This window comes from Enterobacter sichuanensis (assembly GCF_009036245.1).
Lineage (GTDB): Bacteria > Pseudomonadota > Gammaproteobacteria > Enterobacterales > Enterobacteriaceae > Enterobacter > Enterobacter sichuanensis.
In genome coordinates this window covers 3083316-3100419 of record NZ_CP027986.1, presented here as the reverse complement: position 1 = coordinate 3100419, position 17104 = coordinate 3083316, and the positions used below count along the sequence as shown (strand labels likewise).

General features: G+C 60.0%; 9 protein-coding genes. 1 reads left to right on the top strand and 8 read right to left on the bottom strand.

Annotated elements, in window-relative coordinates:
* Nucleotides 1-48: 48 nt before the first annotated feature.
* The 7 genes from baeR to yegD all read right to left on the bottom strand — a co-directional run bounded on the left by baeR (nt 49) and on the right by yegD (nt 12504).
* On the bottom strand, nt 49-771 hold the full coding sequence (baeR, locus tag C1N69_RS14965; protein WP_025758707.1) for an envelope stress response regulator BaeR: 723 nt from the start codon (nt 769-771) through the stop codon (nt 49-51).
* Nucleotides 768-2171, bottom strand: a complete 1404-nt coding sequence (gene baeS, locus C1N69_RS14960; protein ID WP_025758708.1) for an envelope stress sensor histidine kinase BaeS — start codon at nt 2169-2171, stop codon at nt 768-770. The genes baeR and baeS overlap by 4 nt, the downstream gene beginning before the upstream one ends.
* Entirely contained in the window at nt 2168-3583 is a 1416-nt protein-coding gene (mdtD, locus tag C1N69_RS14955; RefSeq protein WP_155031468.1) for an MFS transporter, read from the bottom strand. The genes baeS and mdtD overlap by 4 nt, the downstream gene beginning before the upstream one ends.
* Nucleotides 3584-6661, bottom strand: a complete 3078-nt coding sequence (gene mdtC, locus C1N69_RS14950) for a multidrug efflux RND transporter permease subunit MdtC (RefSeq protein WP_155031467.1) — start codon at nt 6659-6661, stop codon at nt 3584-3586. It lies immediately after the preceding gene.
* The gene (locus tag C1N69_RS14945; RefSeq protein ID WP_155031466.1) at nt 6662-9784 is read right to left on the bottom strand and encodes an MdtB/MuxB family multidrug efflux RND transporter permease subunit; all 3123 of its coding nucleotides are present in this window, start codon (nt 9782-9784) and stop codon (nt 6662-6664) included.
* Nucleotides 9784-10986 carry an MdtA/MuxA family multidrug efflux RND transporter periplasmic adaptor subunit gene (locus tag C1N69_RS14940; RefSeq protein WP_155031465.1) on the bottom strand — a complete coding sequence of 401 codons (1203 nt, stop codon included), beginning with the start codon at nt 10984-10986 and terminating at the stop codon, nt 9784-9786. The genes C1N69_RS14945 and C1N69_RS14940 overlap by 1 nt, the downstream gene beginning before the upstream one ends.
* Before the next feature lie 165 nt (nt 10987-11151).
* Entirely contained in the window at nt 11152-12504 is a 1353-nt protein-coding gene (yegD, locus tag C1N69_RS14935) for a molecular chaperone (protein WP_155031464.1), read from the bottom strand.
* 255 nt (nt 12505-12759) lie between these two features.
* On the opposite strand from yegD, the gene alkA reads away from it, so the two are divergent.
* Nucleotides 12760-13632 (top strand): DNA-3-methyladenine glycosylase 2, encoded by an 873-nt coding sequence (gene alkA, locus C1N69_RS14930; protein ID WP_155031463.1) that lies wholly within the window; start codon nt 12760-12762, stop codon nt 13630-13632.
* Here alkA and C1N69_RS14925 read toward each other — a convergent pair.
* Nucleotides 13597-16926, bottom strand: a complete 3330-nt coding sequence (locus C1N69_RS14925; RefSeq protein WP_095450409.1) for a diguanylate cyclase — start codon at nt 16924-16926, stop codon at nt 13597-13599. The genes alkA and C1N69_RS14925 overlap by 36 nt on opposite strands.
* Between the last annotated feature and the right edge of the window lie 178 nt (nt 16927-17104).

Here is a 17104-nt window from a genome sequence, read left to right as displayed (position 1 = left end):
TCCAGAAAAGAAAAAACCCGCCAGACGGCGGGTTTCAGAGGTGAAACGTCACACTATCCGGCACGCATCCGCTTCCCAGCGATACCCCACGCCATACACTGCACGAATAAATGACTGTTCAGCGTCCAGCGCCTCCAGCTTGCGGCGCAGGTTTTTGATGTGGCTGTCGATGGTGCGGTCGGTCACGACGCGGTAATCGTCATACAGGCGGTTCAGCAACTGCTCGCGGGAGAAGACTTTCCCCGGCTCGTGGGAGAGGGTTTTCAGCAGGCGGAACTCGGCGGGCGTGAGGTCCAGCAGCTTGCTGCGCCAGCTCGCCTGGAAGCGGCTTTCATCCACAATCAGCGGGCTTTGCGCGTCCAGCACCTGAAGCTCGCGCTGCGGTTTACAGCGGCGCAGAATGGTTTTCACGCGGGCGACCACTTCACGCGGGCTGTAAGGTTTGCAAATGTAATCGTCCGCGCCAATTTCGAGCCCCAGCAGGCGGTCGATCTCTTCAATTTTGGCGGTTACCATCACGATCGGCACGTCGGAGAAGCGACGAATTTCCCGGCACAGGGTCAGGCCATCGGTACCGGGCAGCATCAGATCCAGCAGGATCAGGTCCGGCGGCGTCTGGCGCACGTACGGCAGCACCTGGTCGCCGTGGCTAATCAGCGACGGGGCGTAGCTGGCCGCACGTAAATAGTCGATCAGCAACTGCCCGAGCTTGGGCTCGTCTTCAACGATCAAAATGCGCGGTGTGTTTTCGTCAATGGGTAACTCGGTCATACTTCTCTCGATAACTCCCGTTCCAGCGGTAACTCTACTGTAATGCTAACCCCGCCAAAAGGCGAATGGGCGGCGCGGATCGTCCCATTATGCGCCTCGACGATGTTAACGCAAATCGCCAGCCCCAGCCCGGAGCCGCCGCTGGCGCGGTTACGGGACCCTTCGGTGCGATAAAAACGCTCAAACAGTTTTTCCAGCTGCGCATCCTGCACGCCGGGGGCGGAATCGGCGAACGTGAGAGCAAAGCGTCCGTTTTCCTGTTTGCCGGAGATATGCAGCCCGCCGCCGCTGTCGGTATAGCGCAGGCTGTTTTCCAGCAGGTTGTTGAACAGCTGCATCAGGCGATCTTTGTCGCCAAACACTACCGCGCTGTCCGGCAGGGAGAGATCAATCTTCAGGTTGCGGCTGGCAAACCGTTCCCGGAACGCGCCGCTGGCGACTTCAAGCACGTTGATCACGTCGACGGGTGCCTTCTGGTAAGCCAGCGCCCCTTCATCGGACATGGAGAGCTGGTGGAGGTCATCCACCAGTTTGGTGAGCGTGCCCACTTCCGCCTGCAGGGAGGCCACCGATTCAGGCGTAAACTGGCGCACGCCGTCCTGAATGGCCTCCAGCTCGCCGCGCAGCACCGCCAGCGGTGTGCGCAGCTCGTGGGAGATATCGGCCATAAAATCGCGGCGCATCTGCTGGTTTTTTTCCAGGGTGCTGGCGAGCTGGTTAAAGTCCTGCGCCAGCTTGCCCAGTTCGTCCTGGCTGCGGGTGTCGACGCGGGTAGTGAAATCCCCGGCCGCCAGCTTGTGCGTACCTTCCACCAGCCGTTTTACCGGCGCGAGCAGACCCCGCGCCAGCGGGAAGGTGGCGAGCGCGGCGAGCAGGGTGGAGAGGGCGACAATCAGCCAGCTTGTCCGGCGCTGCTGGCGGTCAAAGTTGATGTCGGTGTTGCGCGTCAGGCGCTCCACCGGCGAGGCGATCACCCAGCCGACGGTGGCGTTATTCACTTTAATCGCCCGGCGGGTGCCGTCCGGCGGTATCGGCGCGCGCGGGCCAACCAGAGGGCGCATCTCCTGGTCGATCACCCAGAACTGGGTACGCCAGCCGTGCGGCGGCATGCCCGGCCCCGGGCGGTCGTCACCGGTGTCGTGCTCCAGCGAACGCAGGATCTGGAAAATAAAGCGGTCGTTATTGCGCAGAAAACGCCAGTTGCCGTGCTGGGCGTACTGTTCACTCAGCGCATCGCTTAAGCCCTGTAAACGCTGTTCATTGCCATGCTTGATGTAATCAATAAACCCGCGCTCGAAGCTGATCCGCACCGCCCAGTGCATGGTAATCAGCAGAACGATACAGGTGGCAAAAATCGCCAGAAAGAGCTTACCGGTAATCCCCGGACGCCAGAATTTCATGAGCCACTCCTTTTGCCGCGACCAATCACGACGTTCTTGCGGGTATCATCCGGCACTCGGGCGAAGATGAATGCGGGCAGGGCGATAATGACCGCCATGCTGAGATACGTATATAAAAAGACCTGATGCGCCACCGGCGTGTCGACGCTGAGGTGGTGCTGACCGTACATGCCGAGCAGCAGACCGGCGATAGTCACGCCGACGCTCATGGAGAGCTGCATGATCATCGACAACAGGCTGTTGCCGCTGCTCGCCAGCTCATCCGGCAGGTCTTTCAACGTCAGGGTATTCATCGACGAAAAGCGCATGGAGTTGATCACCCCCTGGCAGAACAGCACCAGCGGCAGGACGTAGTACCAGCCCATCAGCGCCACGGCCATAAACAGCAGGCTGACCAGCGCCAGGCCAAGCGTGGCGGCCACCAGCACGTGACGATATCCAAAGCGGTTGACGACCTGCACCACGATGCGCTTCATCCCCATGCTGCCGAGCACCATCGGGATCATCATCAGGCCCGCGTGAAACGGTGAAAAGCCCATGCCGATTTGCAGAAAAACGGGCGTCATAAAGGGCAGCATGCCGCTGCCGACGCGTCCGGCAAAGCTGCCGAACAGGCCAAGACGGTAGGTGGAGTTTTTAAACAGCGTCAGGCTGAACAGCGCCTTGTCGTTTCCTCTGGCGTGCCAGAGGTACCCCAAAACAGCGGTGAGGCCGAGGGCGACCAGGATACCCAGCGTCAGGGACGAAATTCCCAGCCCTTTTTGCCCGTCGAGGGCGAGGGTGAGCGTTGCCATGCCTGCGGCAAGCAGGATAAAGCCAAAGAAATCAAAGCGCCGTGTCTGCATTTTATAGTTTGGCATCAGCGCCAGGGTGGCAATCGCGCCGATGATGCCCACCGGCAGGTTGATTAAGAAAATCCAGTGCCAGGAGGCGTACTCCACCAGCACGCCACCCAGCGCCGGGCCCAGCAGCGGCCCCACCTGGCCGGGCAGGGTGACAAAAGTCATCGCCGCCATGTACTGTTCGCGCGGAACAATCTTCATCACCGTTAACCGCCCGACGGGGACCATCATCGCCCCACCGATACCCTGCAGCACGCGCGCCATCACCAGCTGGTTGAGGGTATTGGCCTGGGCGCAAAACAGCGAGCCGGTGGTAAACAGCACGATGGCGGTGAAAAAGATGTTCCGCACGCCGACTTTGTCGGCCAGCCAGCCGCTGGCAGGCAGCATCACGGCCACCGTCAGCACGTAGGAGACAATCACCATATGCATATGCAGCGGGCTCTCCCCCAGGCTTTTCGCCATCGAGGGGAGGGCGGTGTTAACGATGGTCGTATCCAGCGACTGCATAAAAAAGCCGAAGGCGACAATCCATAATTGCCAGCGAACGCTGCTGGGAAGCTCAGTCATTTACCCGGTCACCGTGGTTCTGTTTTTACGTGCAACGCGCAGCCGCAGGCGGTCAAAGAAAAGATAGACCACCGGCGTGGTGTAGAGCGTCAGCAACTGGCTCATCACCAGCCCGCCGACAATGGTGATCCCCAGCGGCTGGCGCAGCTCCGAGCCGTCGCCCCCGGAAATCACCAGCGGCAGCGCGCCAAACAGCGCCGCCAGGGTGGTCATCATGATCGGACGAAAACGCAGCAGGCAGGCCTGGAAGATGGCCTCTTCCGGCGACAGGTTGCCGTTGCGCTGGGCGTCCAGGGCGAAGTCGACCATCATGATGGCGTTTTTCTTCACAATACCGATTAACAGCATGATCCCGATAAGCGCGATGAGGCTGAACGGCGCATCGAACAGCTCCAGCGCCAGCAGTGCCCCCACGCCCGCCGACGGCAGCGTCGAGAGGATGGTCAGCGGGTGCACGTAGCTCTCATACAGAACGCCCAGCACAATGTAGACCGTGGCGATGGCGGCCAGAATCAAAATCACCTGCGAGTTCATCGTCTCCTGGAACACCTGCGCGGTGCCGGCAAAGCTGCCGCGCACGGTGGACGGTACGCCAAGCTGCGTCATCGCCCGGTTGATCCCGTCGCTGGCCTCCGAAAGCGACGAACCGGCGGGCAGGTTAAAGGAGATGGTCGACGCTGCCGACAGCCCCTGATGGTTCACCGATAGCGGCGCGTTGGCGGGCTGCCAGCTGGCAAAGTACGAGAGCGGGATCGCCTTGCCGTCGTTGTTGATGACGAACATTTTGTCCAGGGCGCTGATGTCCTGGGTGTAACGCGGGTCAACCTCCATCACCACCTTGTACTGGTTCATTGGCTGGTAGATGGTGGAAATCTCGCGCTGGCCGAAGGCGTTGTTCAGCAGGCTGTTGGCGGCTTCAACGTTAATGCCCAGACGCGACATGGTTTCGCGGTCATAGGTCAGGGCCATCTCGGCGCCGTTGTCCTGCTGATCGGAGTTTACGTCCGCCAGTTGGGGCAGGGCGGCCAGCGCCTTGCGGATCTTCGGCTCCCACTCGCGCAGGGCGGCCAGGTCGTCAGAAAGCAACGTGTACTGGTAGCTGGCGTTCGCCTGTCGTCCGCCGACGCGGATGTCCTGAACGGCCATCAAAAACAGGTTGGCGCCAGGCTCTTTGGCGAGCTTCACCCGCAGGCGGTCAATCACCTGCTGGGCGGTTTCGTTGCGCTCGCCGCGCGGCTTAAGGGTAATAAACATCATCCCGCTGTTCACGCGCGACCCGCCGGTAAAGCCGGTGACGTTATCCACGGCTTTATCTTCCCGAATGATCTTCATAAAGTCCTGCAGCTTGCCGCGCATTGCCTGGAACGAAATGCTCTGATCCGCCTGAATACCGCCCATCAGCACGCCGGTATCCTGCTCCGGGAAAAAGGTTTTCGGGATGGAGATATACAGCCAGACGTTGAGCACGATGGTGCCGATCAGCACCAGACCGACAAGCCGGGTATGGTTCAGCACCCACTTCAGCGATTTTCCGTAGCCCTCCTGCATCGCCAGCAGAACGCGGCCAAAGCCTTTGCGGCGCGGCTGTGAGTGCGGCTTACTGCGCTTAAGCATCCAGCCGCACATCATCGGCGTGAGCGTTAAGGAGATAATCAGTGAAATACCGATGGCGACGGAGAGGGTGACGGCAAACTCGCGCAGCAGCCTGCCCGGCAGTCCGCCCATCAGCAGCAGCGGCAGGAACACCGCCACCAGCGACAGGCTCATGGAGAGCACCGTAAAGCCCACCTCGCGCGTCCCCTGCAGCGCGGCCTGCAGCGGCTTCACGCCGGCCTCCAGGTGGCGGGAAATATTTTCCAGCACCACAATGGCGTCATCCACCACAAAGCCCGTGGCAATCGTCAGGGCCATCAGCGACAGGTTGTTGAGGCTAAAGCCGCACAGATACATGGCGGCAAAGGTGCCGATCAGCGATACCGGCACGGCCACCGCCGGAATCAGCGTCGCCCGGCCGGAGCGCAGGAACAGGAATACCACCAGGATCACCAGCGCGACGGAGATCACCAGCGTTTGCTCCACCTCTTCCAGCGAGGCGCGAATGGTCGGGGAACGATCCTGGGCAATTTGCAGATCGATAGCCGCCGGGATGGTCTGCTGTAGCTCCGGGAGGCGGGCGCGAATGCTGTTCACCGTTTCAATGATGTTGGCTTCCGGCAGCTTGCGGATCATCAGCAAAATCGCCGGTTTGGCGTTGGTCATCCCGGCGTTGCGCACGTCCTGCACCGAGTCGGTGACGCTGGCGACGTCGCTTAAGCGCACCGCCGCGCCGTTGTTGTAGTGAATAATCAGCGGCTGATACTCCGCCGCGGTTTTCAGCTCGTCGTTGGTGTGGATCTGCCAGCGGTGGCTTCCGTCCTCAATCGCCCCCTGCGGTTTGCGCACGTTGGCGTTGCTGATGGCGGAGCGCACATCGTCCAGCGACACGCCCTGGTTAAACAGCGCCTGCGGGTTTAACCCCACGCGCACCGCGGGCAGGGAGCTGCCGCCGACGCTCACGTCACCGACACCGTTAATTTGTGAAATTGTCTGCGCCAGCTGGGTAGACGCAAAGTCGTACAGCTGGCCCTGCGAGTAGGTGTCCGAGGTCAGCGTCAGGATCATGATTGGCGCGTCGGACGGGTTGGCTTTCCGGTAGGTTGGACGGCTCGGCATCCCGCTTGGCAGCAGGCTTTGCGCGGCGTTAATGGCGGCCTGCACGTCGCGCGCCGCGCCGTTGATATCCCGGTCGAAGCTGAACTCCAGAATGATGCGCGTACTGCCGAGCGAGCTGCTGGAGGTCATCTCGTTGACCCCCGCGATCCGCCCGAGCGAGCGCTCCAGCGGCGTGGCAACGGACGAGGCCATGGTTTCCGGTGACGCACCCGGCAGCGAGGCGCTGACCATGATCACCGGGAAATCCACCTGCGGCAGTGGCGCTACCGGCAGCAGCCGGAAGCCCAGCACGCCGCACAGCGTAATGGCGAGCGAGATTAATATCGTCGCCACCGGGCGATAAATGAAGAGGGCGAAAAACTTCACTTATGCCTCCTCTTCACGTTTCGGGAAGCGGCTTTTGGTCCACAGCGCCAGGCGGTCAAACAGCAGATAAATCACCGGCGTGGTGAACAGCGTCAGCACCTGGCTCACCAGCAGACCGCCGACCATGCCAATGCCCAGCGGACGACGCAGCTCCGCGCCGACGCCGGTGCTGAGCATCAGCGGCAGCGCCCCCAGCAGGGCCGCCAGCGTGGTCATCAGGATCGGGCGAAAACGCAGCAGGCAGGCCTGGAAGATGGCATCACGCGGCGACATGCCCTGCTCGCGCTCGGCGGCCAGGGCGAAGTCGATCATCATGATGGCGTTTTTCTTTACGATCCCGATAAGCAGGATGATGCCGATGATGGCAATCACGTCCAGCTCGCTCCCCGCCAGCATTAAGGCCAGCAGCGCCCCCACGCCCGCCGTCGGCAGGGTGGAGAGGATGGTGATTGGGTGAATAAAGCTTTCGTATAGCACGCCGAGCACGATATACATCGCCACCACGGCGGCGACGATCAGCCAGATGGTGTTACCCAGCGCGGCCTGGAACGCCAGCGTGCTGCCCTGGAACTGGGTCTGAATATCAGCCGGGAAGCTTACCGCTTTTTCCGCCGCCTGAATGGCCTCCACCGCTTCGCCGAGTGAATAATTGTCCGGCACGTTGAAGGAGATGGTGGTGGACGGAAACTGATCCAGATGGTTAACCGACAGCGGGGTGTAGCGCTCTTCCACCGTCGCAATCGCGCTCAGCGGCACAATCCCGCCGTCTTTGCTGGTCAGGCGCACCGAGTCCAGCCCTGCCAGGCCCGGCGTGTTTTCCGTGTTGTGCTCCAGCACCACGCGATACTGGTTCGCCTGGGTGTAGATGGTGGAGATCAGACGCTGCCCGAACGCGTTATACAGGGCGTTATCCACATCCGCCATGGTGATGCCCAGACGGCTGGCGGCGTCGCGGTTGACGTTTACATACGCCGCCAGCCCTTTGTCCTGCCAGTCGCTACTGACGTCGGAGAGCTGCGGCAGGGTGTTAAGCTTATCCACCAGCTGCGGCACCCAGGTGCTGAGCGCGTCCAGTGAGGTGGCCTGCAGCGTGAACTGGTACTGCGTGCGGCTGACCTGGGTATCGATGGTCAAATCCTGAATCGGCTGCAGGTAAAGCTCCACGCCCGGCACGCGGGCGACGGCGTTTTGCAGCCGTTCAATGACGGCGTTGACGCGATCGTCACGCTCATCCAGCGGCTTGAGGTTGATCTGCAGGCGCGCGCTGTTCAGCGACGGATTGGTGCCATCCACACCCACGTAGGCGGTCAGGCTTTCCACGGCCGTATCCTTCATGATGATGTCAGACACCTGCTGCTGGCGCTGGGCCATGTTGGCGAAGGAGACCGACTGCGGGGCCTGCAGCGTGCCCTGAATAATGCCGTTGTCCTGGATCGGGAAGAAGCCTTTCGGAATGAAAATCCACAGCATCACGCTGAGCGCCAGGGTTCCCAGCGCCACGCCGAGCGTGGCCCACGGATGGTTGAGGACTTTTGCCAGCACGCGACCATAGGCGGCAATAATCCGCTCGAACATGCGCTCGGAGGCGCGGGAGAAACGGTTTTGCTTGCGCAGTGACGCGTGGCTCAGCATGCGGGCGCACATCATCGGCGTCAGGGTCAGTGACACCACGGCGGAGATCAAAATGGCGACCGCCAGCGTCACGGCAAACTCGCGGAACAGACGCCCGACGATATCGCCCATAAACAGCAGCGGGATCAGCACCGCAATCAGCGAGAAGGTGAGCGAGATAATGGTAAAACCGATCTCGCCTGCGCCTTTCAGCGCGGCGGCCAGCGGTTTTTCACCTTTTTCGATATAGCGCGAGATGTTCTCGATAACGACGATGGCATCGTCCACCACGAACCCGGTGGCGATGGTCAGCGCCATTAGCGTCAGGTTGTTGATCGAGAAATCAAGGAACACCATCACCGCAAAGGTCCCGACCAGCGAGAGCGGAACGGCGACGGCGGGAATGATTGTCGCCGGAACGTTACGCAGGAACAGATAGATAATCATCACCACCAGCGCAATCGCCAGCATCAGTTCGAACTGGGTGTCGGTGACCGAGGCGCGAATGTTGGTGGTGCGGTCGGAAAGCACCTTCACGCTGACCGATTTCGGCAGGCTTTCAATCAGCTGCGGCAGCATCGCGCGGATGCTGTCGGCAGTTTCGATGATGTTCGCCCCAGGCTGGCGCTGCACGTTCATCACAATCGCCTGCTGTTTGTTGGCCCACGCCCCCAGCCAGCTGTTCTCCGCGCCTTGTTCCACGGTCGCCACATCGCCCAGACGCACCGGGGCGCCGTTCTGGTACGCGATGATCAGCTGACGGTATTCATCGGCGGACTGCATCTGGTCGTTGGCAGAGAGCGTCACGGCGCGGGTTGGGCCGTCCAGCGAGCCTTTCGCCGAGTTGACGTTGGCATTGCTGATGGCGCTGCGGATGGTTTCGCTGGTCAGCCCCAGCGCGGCAATCGCCTGCGCGTTCAGCTTAACGCGCACCGCCGGGCGTTGTCCCCCCGCCAGCGTGACGAGCCCGACGCCGGAGACCTGAGAAATTTTCTGCGCCACGCGGGTTTCGACCATGTCTTCGACCTGGGTCATCGGCAGGGCGGAGGAGGTGACGGCAAGGGTCATGATCGGCGGATCCGCCGGGTTCACTTTGCTGTAGACCGGCGGGTTAGGCAGGTCCGACGGCAGCAGGTTGGTGGCGGCGTTAATCGCGGCCTGAACCTCCTGCTCGGCGACATCCAGCGACAGCGTAAGCTGGAACTGCAGCGTCACGACGGATGCCCCCCCGGAACTCTGGGAGGACATCTGCTTTAATCCCGACATCTGGCCGAACTGGCGCTCCAGCGGGGCGGTGATGGCGGAGGTCACCACGTCCGGGCTGGCGCCGGGATAAAGTGTCACCACCTGAATGGTAGGATAGTCCACCTCGGGCAGCGCCGAGACGGGCAGAAAGCGATAGCCGATAATCCCGGCGAGCAGGATCGCCACCATCAGCAGCGTGGTGGCGACAGGGCGGAGGATAAACAGGCGTGACGGCCCACCTGTGGAGCCTGGCGGCATCACCTGCATCAGGAGGTCGCTCCCTGTTTCGCCGGTTCCACCACTTCCACTTTGGCGCCTTCGGTCAGACGGTCAATGCCGTCGGTGACCACGCGGTCACCTGCGGAAAGGCCTGCGCTGATCACCACCGTCTGGCTGTCCTGAATCCCGGTTTTCACCAGATGTTTGCTGACTTTATTGTCGCTGTTGAGCACCCAGACGAAGTTGCCTTCGTTACCCATCTGCAGCGCAGCGGTGGGGATCACCACCGCGTTCTCTTCGGTCGCCACCAGCATGCGTGCATTGACGAACTGGTTCGGGAAGAGGGCATCGTCCTGGTTATTAAAGCGCGCCTTCAGCTTGATGGTGCCGGTGGTGGTGTCGATCTGGTTATCCAGACTGAGCAGGGACCCTTCGCTCAGTTTCTGCTTATTGGTGCGGTCCCAGGCTTCAACCACCAGCCCTTTGCCGGCTTTTTGCGCCTGCACCACCGTAGCAATATCACTTTCCGGCAGGGTAAAGACTAAATCAATCGGGTGGGTTTGGGTGATCACCACAATGCCGGTGGTATCCCCGCTTGAGATCTGATTGCCGATATCCACCTGCTTCAGGCCGACGCGGCCGCCAATCGGCGCGGTGATGCGGCTCCAGTCCAGCTGCAGCTGGGCGCTGGCTACCGCGGCTTCGTCAGCCTTGATGGTGCCCTGCGTTTCGCTGACCAGCGACTGCTGCGTGTCCAGCTCCTGACGGGAGACCAGATTGGTTTTCACCAGCTGCTGGTAGCGCGCTAAATCGCGCCGGGCGTTGGCGAGCGTGGCTTTGTCTTTCGCGAGCTGCCCCTGCGCCTGGGCGAGGGCGACCTTAAACTGGCTCGGGTCGATTTCCGCCAGCAGATCGCCGGCTTTGACCTGCTGGCCTTCCTGGAAGTGAATGGCCATCAGCTGGCCGTCTACGCGGCTGCGCACCGTCACGGTGTTGGCGGCGGTAATGGTCCCGAGTCCCGTGAGATAACGAGGAACGGCTTTATTCACCGCCGTGGCCGCCTGGACCGGTGCCAGCGCGCCGCCACGCATACCGTGACGTCCTCCGCCAGCCGGGCGCTGTGGCTGGCTGGTGGCACCGGCGGGCGCGGCGGAGTTCGCGGATTGACTGTGCCAGTACCAGGCGGCGGCAAGGACCACCACAATGATGCCAGCGGCGATTGCCCAGCGGGATTTGTTACTGCCTTTCATCGTTATACGTTCTCATCCTGAATACTTCGGGGAATGATACTAGTTTAGTCAGGCAACACAGCGGAAAAATGGAGGAAATATGGAAGACTGTCGGGAATTGTCTGAGTGTGGTGGTCTGTGTTTTCTCCCTCTCCCTGTGGGAGAGGGCACCAGACCGCACCAATATTACCTAAACATCACCTGCGCCCAGCGCGCAAGACCCGCCGTGACGGATCCAAAGTCATCCCCACCGGCAATCGGGATCCCTGGCAACTGATCAGCCAGCGCTTTTTTAATCAGCGGTGAACGGGCGCTTCCCCCGGTCAGGTAGATCACGTCCGGCTGCTCTTTGCCGTTATCCAGCGCCAGCTGCACCTGTTCCAGAATGCGCTGCAGCGGTTGAGCGAGCGCCGTCTCCAGCCCCTCCTGAGAGATGGCGGTTGCCAGATCGTCGCTGATAAACGGCAGGGAGACCGCATGTTCCGGGCGATCGGAGAGGGCGATTTTGCTCTCTTCTGCGGTACGTACCACGCGGTAGCTGAGGCGTTGACGCCACACTTTATACAGCAGGGCGACTTTTTCGGCGTCCTGGGCATCGCGCACCAGGTCGTTCAGGAAGCGGCCATTCGCGGTGCTGTAAAAATCGCTCTGCGCAGGCACGTCGTTGATGGCGATAGCGTTCCACCAGGGCAGGATTGGCAGGGCGATCCCTTTCTCCGTTTGCCCGCCCATGCCCAGCAGCGGCATCAGGCTCTTAAAGGCCAGCGCGATATCGAGATCGTTACCGCCCACGCGACAGCCGCTGTGCCCCAGCAGGCTATTTTCGCGGTCACGGCGATGATGCCACTGCGGCCCCATCAGCAGCAGCGAGCAGTCCGTCGTTCCGCCGCCGATATCGACCACCAGCACGCGCTTCTCTTCCGACAGCGTGGCTTCAAAATCCAGCCCCGCTGCAACCGGCTCGTACTGGAACACCACGTCGCGGAAGCCGGCGCGGTGCGCGGCGCGCTCCAGGATCCCCTGTGCCTGCTGGTTGGCCTCATCACCACCCAGCCCCTGGAAGTTGATCGGACGGCCAATCACCGCCTGGGTAATCGCATCAGGAACCTGCATCTGCGCCTGATTGCGGATGTGCAGCATCATCGCGCAGACCAGATCTTCAAACATCGCCACCTGCTGCGGCTTTAATCCGCTGGCGCCGAGGAAGGATTTCGGTGATTTTACGAAGTAGACCTCTTCCGGGTCTTCAATGTAGTGCCCGAGCGAGGCAAGGCCAAACTGCACGCTGGACGGCGTGACGTCAATATCTTCCTCACGGTTGAAACTGACCGCCCGGCGCAGCAAGGCCTGGCTTTCCGCCGCCGTGGCCGGAACCTGATGGTGGCGGAACAGCCATTCGCTTACCGCTTCGCGGGTGGGTGCGCAGAGCATTGACGGCAGCAGCGTGCTCTCTTTTTCCATTTTCAGGAGCTGTGGTTGCCCGTTTTGCATAATCGCAACCGAGCAGTTTGCCGTACCGTAGTCAAATCCAATAAACACGATAAATCCCCATGCCAGTGAGAAGGGGCGAGACTTTAGCGGAATGCCCGTCCGGCGACAACAGGAATATGAAAGCAAGGCAAAACAGGGTCTTTCCGTTTATGCTGATATACCCGTCATACTTCAAGCTGCATGCGCGTTGGCTGCGCTCGTTCACCCCAATCACATAGTTATCTATGCTCTTGGGGATTCACTCTCTTGCCGCCTTCATGCAGCTTGAATTATTTAGGGTATAAGATAAAAAAAGGAGCAACGATGTATACCCTCACCTGGCTTCCCCCCTACGACTGGCAATGGATGTTTGGCTTTCTTGGCGCCCGTGCGGTGACGGGTATTGAAACCGTCACCTGCGACTACTATGAACGCAGTTTTGCCTGCGAAGGACATCAGGGAGTCTTTCGCGTTACGCCGGACCTCACCACCTCTACGCTGACCGTGACGTTGAGTCCGGGTCTTATTCCGGTAGCGCAGACCTGTCTTGAACGTATCGCCCGCCTGTTCGATCTCAGTTGTAACCCGCAGCAAATTGCAGACACGCTGGGCGATCTCGGTGCCGCGCGGCCAGGCCTGCGTTTGCCGGGGGCGATGGATGCGTACGAGCAGGGCGTCCGGGCTATCCTCGGGCAGCTGGTGAGTGTGGCGATGGCGGCGAAGCTGGCATCACGCGTGGTGGCGCTGTGCGGGGAACCCGTGGCGGATTGCCCCGGCTATCTCTGCTTCCCTACGCCGCAGGCGCTGGCGTCCACGGACCCGCTGGCACTGAAAGCGCTGGGCATGCCGGTAAAGCGCGCGGAGTCGCTGATTCATCTGGCGCAGTCGGTCATTGACGGGACGTTTCCGCTTTTCCCGCCCGCGAACATTGAGGCGGGGATGAAAGCGTTACAGCAGCGGCCGGGAATTGGCCGCTGGACGGCAAATTATCTGGCCCTGCGCGGCTGGCAGGCAAAAGATGTGTTTCTGCCGGATGATTATTTGATTAAGCAACGCTTTGCCGGGATGACGCCCGCGCAAATTCGGCGTTATGCCGAGCGCTGGCAGCCGTGGCGCTCGTACGCGCTGCTGCACATCTGGTATACCGACGGCTGGGCACCGTCAGTTGATGGCGAAGTAGCTGGTATTGAGAAGTAGATCCAGCGGCTGCGGCTCGGCGATGGTGTCACCATAGATAAAATCAATGCCGATGCCGGAGAGCGTATCCATCATAATCGGCTGATTACAGGGACCCGCGATGGTCTTCATGCCCAGACGCTGGGCATGACCCTGGATGATGGTGACCATCATTTCATCCATCAGATTGCCATATACGTTGCTCACCACTTCGGCGTCCAGCAGCAGATAGTCGGCCATATTTGCGCTCAGGTGTGTGAAGACGTTCATGTCGCGTCCCACCTGGCTGAAGATCACGCGACAACCTGCCTCGCGAAGCTTCTGCAGACCCTGCTCCAGGTTTTTATTCGGGTTACAGACCACATCGGCAGAGATGACCAGATGCAGCAGGCGACCCGGCATAGGGCTTTTATCCAGCAGGTCGAGCAGTTCATCAACCAGCGTCACGCTGGCTAAACCAGCCTCAGACAGCGGCAGTGCGACACCCATCCCTTTACTGGCGATCTGAGCGGCGGAGGTGCGGAAGAACTCGCTAAAAATCCGTCTGTCGAGGGCGTGCAACAGCTCTGGCTCTGCCAGGCCCGATCGGAAGGCGTGCTCTTCCTGGACTTCACCCTGGCTGGTCCACAGGCGTAACGAAATCAGCCAGAAGTTGCTGCTTTCCGGGATGCGCGGGGAGGCGACGCTGCGGGCAATCATCATCAGATGGTTGTCTTTAATCATGTGCCACTGCTCATCAAGCGACATCATGCTGCGCGTGCTGTGGTCCCGCTCCTGCTGGGGTTCGTAAACCGTCACCCTGCCACGCCCGCCGTTTTTCGAGGCATAGCAGGCAATATCCGCCTGCGACATGACCTCCGACGCCTGATGGTTATTTTCATCAATCAGCGTGATACCCGCGCTGGCGCCGATCCGGTGCAGGCGTCCTTCCCACATAAAGTGATAGTCATTTATCGTCTGAATCAGGCGACCGGCAATATAGCGTGCGCTTTCAATGTTGCAGTCGGGTAACAGTAACCCGAACTCATCCCCGCCCAGACGGGCCAGCACGTCACTGGAGCGGAGCATGGTCAGCATTAAGGAAGAGAGTTCCCGCAGCAGGGCATCGCCAGCGGCATGACCAGCCGTATCGTTGACCGCTTTAAAGCGATCGAGATCGATAAACACCAGCGCATGCCGCTGGCGGGTCTCGCGCACGGTCTGCAGAAGGCGTTTGAGATGGTTTTCGAAGCTGACCCGGTTTGCCAGGTGGGTCAGGGCATCGTGGGAAGCGCTATAGCTCAGCTGACGCAGCATTTTGCGCGACTCGGTCACGTCCTGAATGACGATCACGGAGCCAATACTCTGTCCGTCCAGCGTGCTGAGCGGCGTAATACTGTAATGAATATCGAAGCTTCCGCCGGTACGGCAGTTCAGCACCACATCCTGATCGATATCGGAACGGGACATATCGCCGCTGTGAATATTCTCCATCGGCGGCCCTTGTTCCCCAAAGGTGATGTGCAACACCTTCAGGATCGGCTGGCCTATCGCCTCGGTTTGCAGCCAGCCGCTCATTTTCTCGGCGACCGGGTTCATAAAGGTGACGTTCATGTTGATATCGGTACACAGCACCGCTTCACCGATGGAGTCGAGGGTAATATGCAGGCGCTCTTTTTCCTGGAAGAGGGCCTCGTTAAGCTGCTTCACCTCGGTCATGTCCATGTTGATGCCGAGCAGCCGTTCGACTTCACCCTGTTTATTCAGCACCCGGTTCGCCAGAGAGCGAATATGGCGCACGCCTTCCTTCACGCGAATGCGAAATTCCAGCTTAAACGGCAGACGGGAGATAAGGGAGTCTCGCAGGACCTTCTCTGCATGGGCGCGATCTTCCGGCAGCATTGTGTCGTGCCAGAGCTGCCAGGTGGGTTTGATGTGCGGCGGAATTTCATACAGCTCAAACATCCGCTTATCCCAGCTAATAATGTCTGGCTCCAGATCCCACTCCCAGATGCCAATTCCGCCCGCTTCGTTAGCCAGCGTAATGCGCTCCATCAGACGTTTATTGACCCATTCGGTCTGCTTCAGGTCGTTAATATCTTCAATCTGAGCGATAAAATAGAGCGGTGAACCGTCGGTATGACGCACGACGGAGACGGCAAGAAGCGCCCACACCACCTCTCCGTTACGGGTGTAGTAACGCTTCTCGAGGGTGTAGGTATTGATCTCGCCGTTGACCAGCTGTTCCAGCTGCTCCAGGTCGGTATCGAGATCTTCCGGCCAGGTCAACTGCTGAAAGGTTAGCGACTGCAGCTCCGTCTGGCTGTAACCGAGGAAGTTGCACAGCGCCTTGTTGGCCTGCAGCCATTTGCCCTCAATGCTGACCAGCGCCATACCGATGGCGGAATACTCCATCGCATTACGAAAACGCGCTTCGCTTTCGGTGATGTGCTTGCGTTCGGCGCGGAAGGCATACATCACCATGGTCATCACATTGGCAGGCAGGAGCAGCATCAGGAACGGCAGCCACGGCGCGTTCAGCATCGGCCCGGCATGCTGGGTGGTGAGCGCCAGAGGGTTACGGGCAATCATCAGCGACACGACCATCACGGTGACCAGAAACACCATGAACGCCTCCATCCGCGGCAGGCGCACGGCGCTCCACATCAGCAGAACGATCACACAGGTAAAGGGCCACGGAAGCCAGGTGATGGCCGCCCAACTGAGGGCTAATGTTATGGCCAGCGTGGTCAGCGTCTCCAGCAGCAGTCGCGGGTCACGGTGGCGCAGCAGATAATGGGGTTTAAATAACAGGCCCAGCGGCACCAGCGCCAGCGCGCCGATGGCTTCGGACAACACCCACACGAAGAAATTGCGCACGGGCTCAGTGCCGGGTGCCAGCAGAGTCACCAGAACGCCGCCCACCAGCGGCGGCACCAGCGCGCTGCCAATGGCTACGCGGATCCAGTCATTCAGATTCTGCAGCGGGTTGTACCATGGGAGCCATTTGCGCAGGAACAACGCGCCGATAACGGCCTCAATCACGTTGACGGTGGGGTAGATCAGGCTTACCGATCCCCAGGAAAACAGCATCCATGAGGCCAGAATATTGCCAAACGAACAGGCCAGCGCAATTCCCGGCCACATTTTTCCGGCATGACGGTAAAACGCCACCATCATGATGGCAGTGGGAAACCAGAGCGGGGCCAGCAGGGTACCGAAGCGGGTGAGCTCCAGCGAAAACAAGGTAAAGATAAAGGTGACCAGGCCCAGACAGACAAGTCGTAATAAAGGATGTGGGGTGGTAACCAAAACCCGCTGGTATTGTTTATTCATTACCGCTTTATCCAGAGACGCCATGCCGTCAGGGAAGATGTCCGAATGCGTGAATTTGATAATTTGGTTTATGCTAGTACAAACAATTTACAATTCATATGGTGACTGTTCAGAATTTGACACCACAGACTTATTAAATAGAAGCTCTGTGAAAAAAAACGGTTAAACGCTGAAAAAA

What these genes read in the sequence shown, in the direction of transcription:
- baeR (WP_025758707.1), bottom strand. Translation starts at nt 771, where the DNA reads ATGACCGAGTTACCCATTGACGAAAACACACCGCGCATTTTGATCGTT.
- baeS (WP_025758708.1), bottom strand. Translation starts at nt 2,171, where the DNA reads ATGAAATTCTGGCGTCCGGGGATTACCGGTAAGCTCTTTCTGGCGATT.
- mdtD (WP_155031468.1), bottom strand. Translation starts at nt 3,583, where the DNA reads ATGACTGAGCTTCCCAGCAGCGTTCGCTGGCAATTATGGATTGTCGCC.
- C1N69_RS14945 (WP_155031466.1), bottom strand. Translation starts at nt 9,784, where the DNA reads ATGCAGGTGATGCCGCCAGGCTCCACAGGTGGGCCGTCACGCCTGTTT.
- C1N69_RS14940 (WP_155031465.1), bottom strand. Translation starts at nt 10,986, where the DNA reads ATGAAAGGCAGTAACAAATCCCGCTGGGCAATCGCCGCTGGCATCATT.
- alkA (WP_155031463.1), top strand. Translation starts at nt 12,760, where the DNA reads ATGTATACCCTCACCTGGCTTCCCCCCTACGACTGGCAATGGATGTTT.
- C1N69_RS14925 (WP_095450409.1), bottom strand. Translation starts at nt 16,926, where the DNA reads ATGAATAAACAATACCAGCGGGTTTTGGTTACCACCCCACATCCTTTA.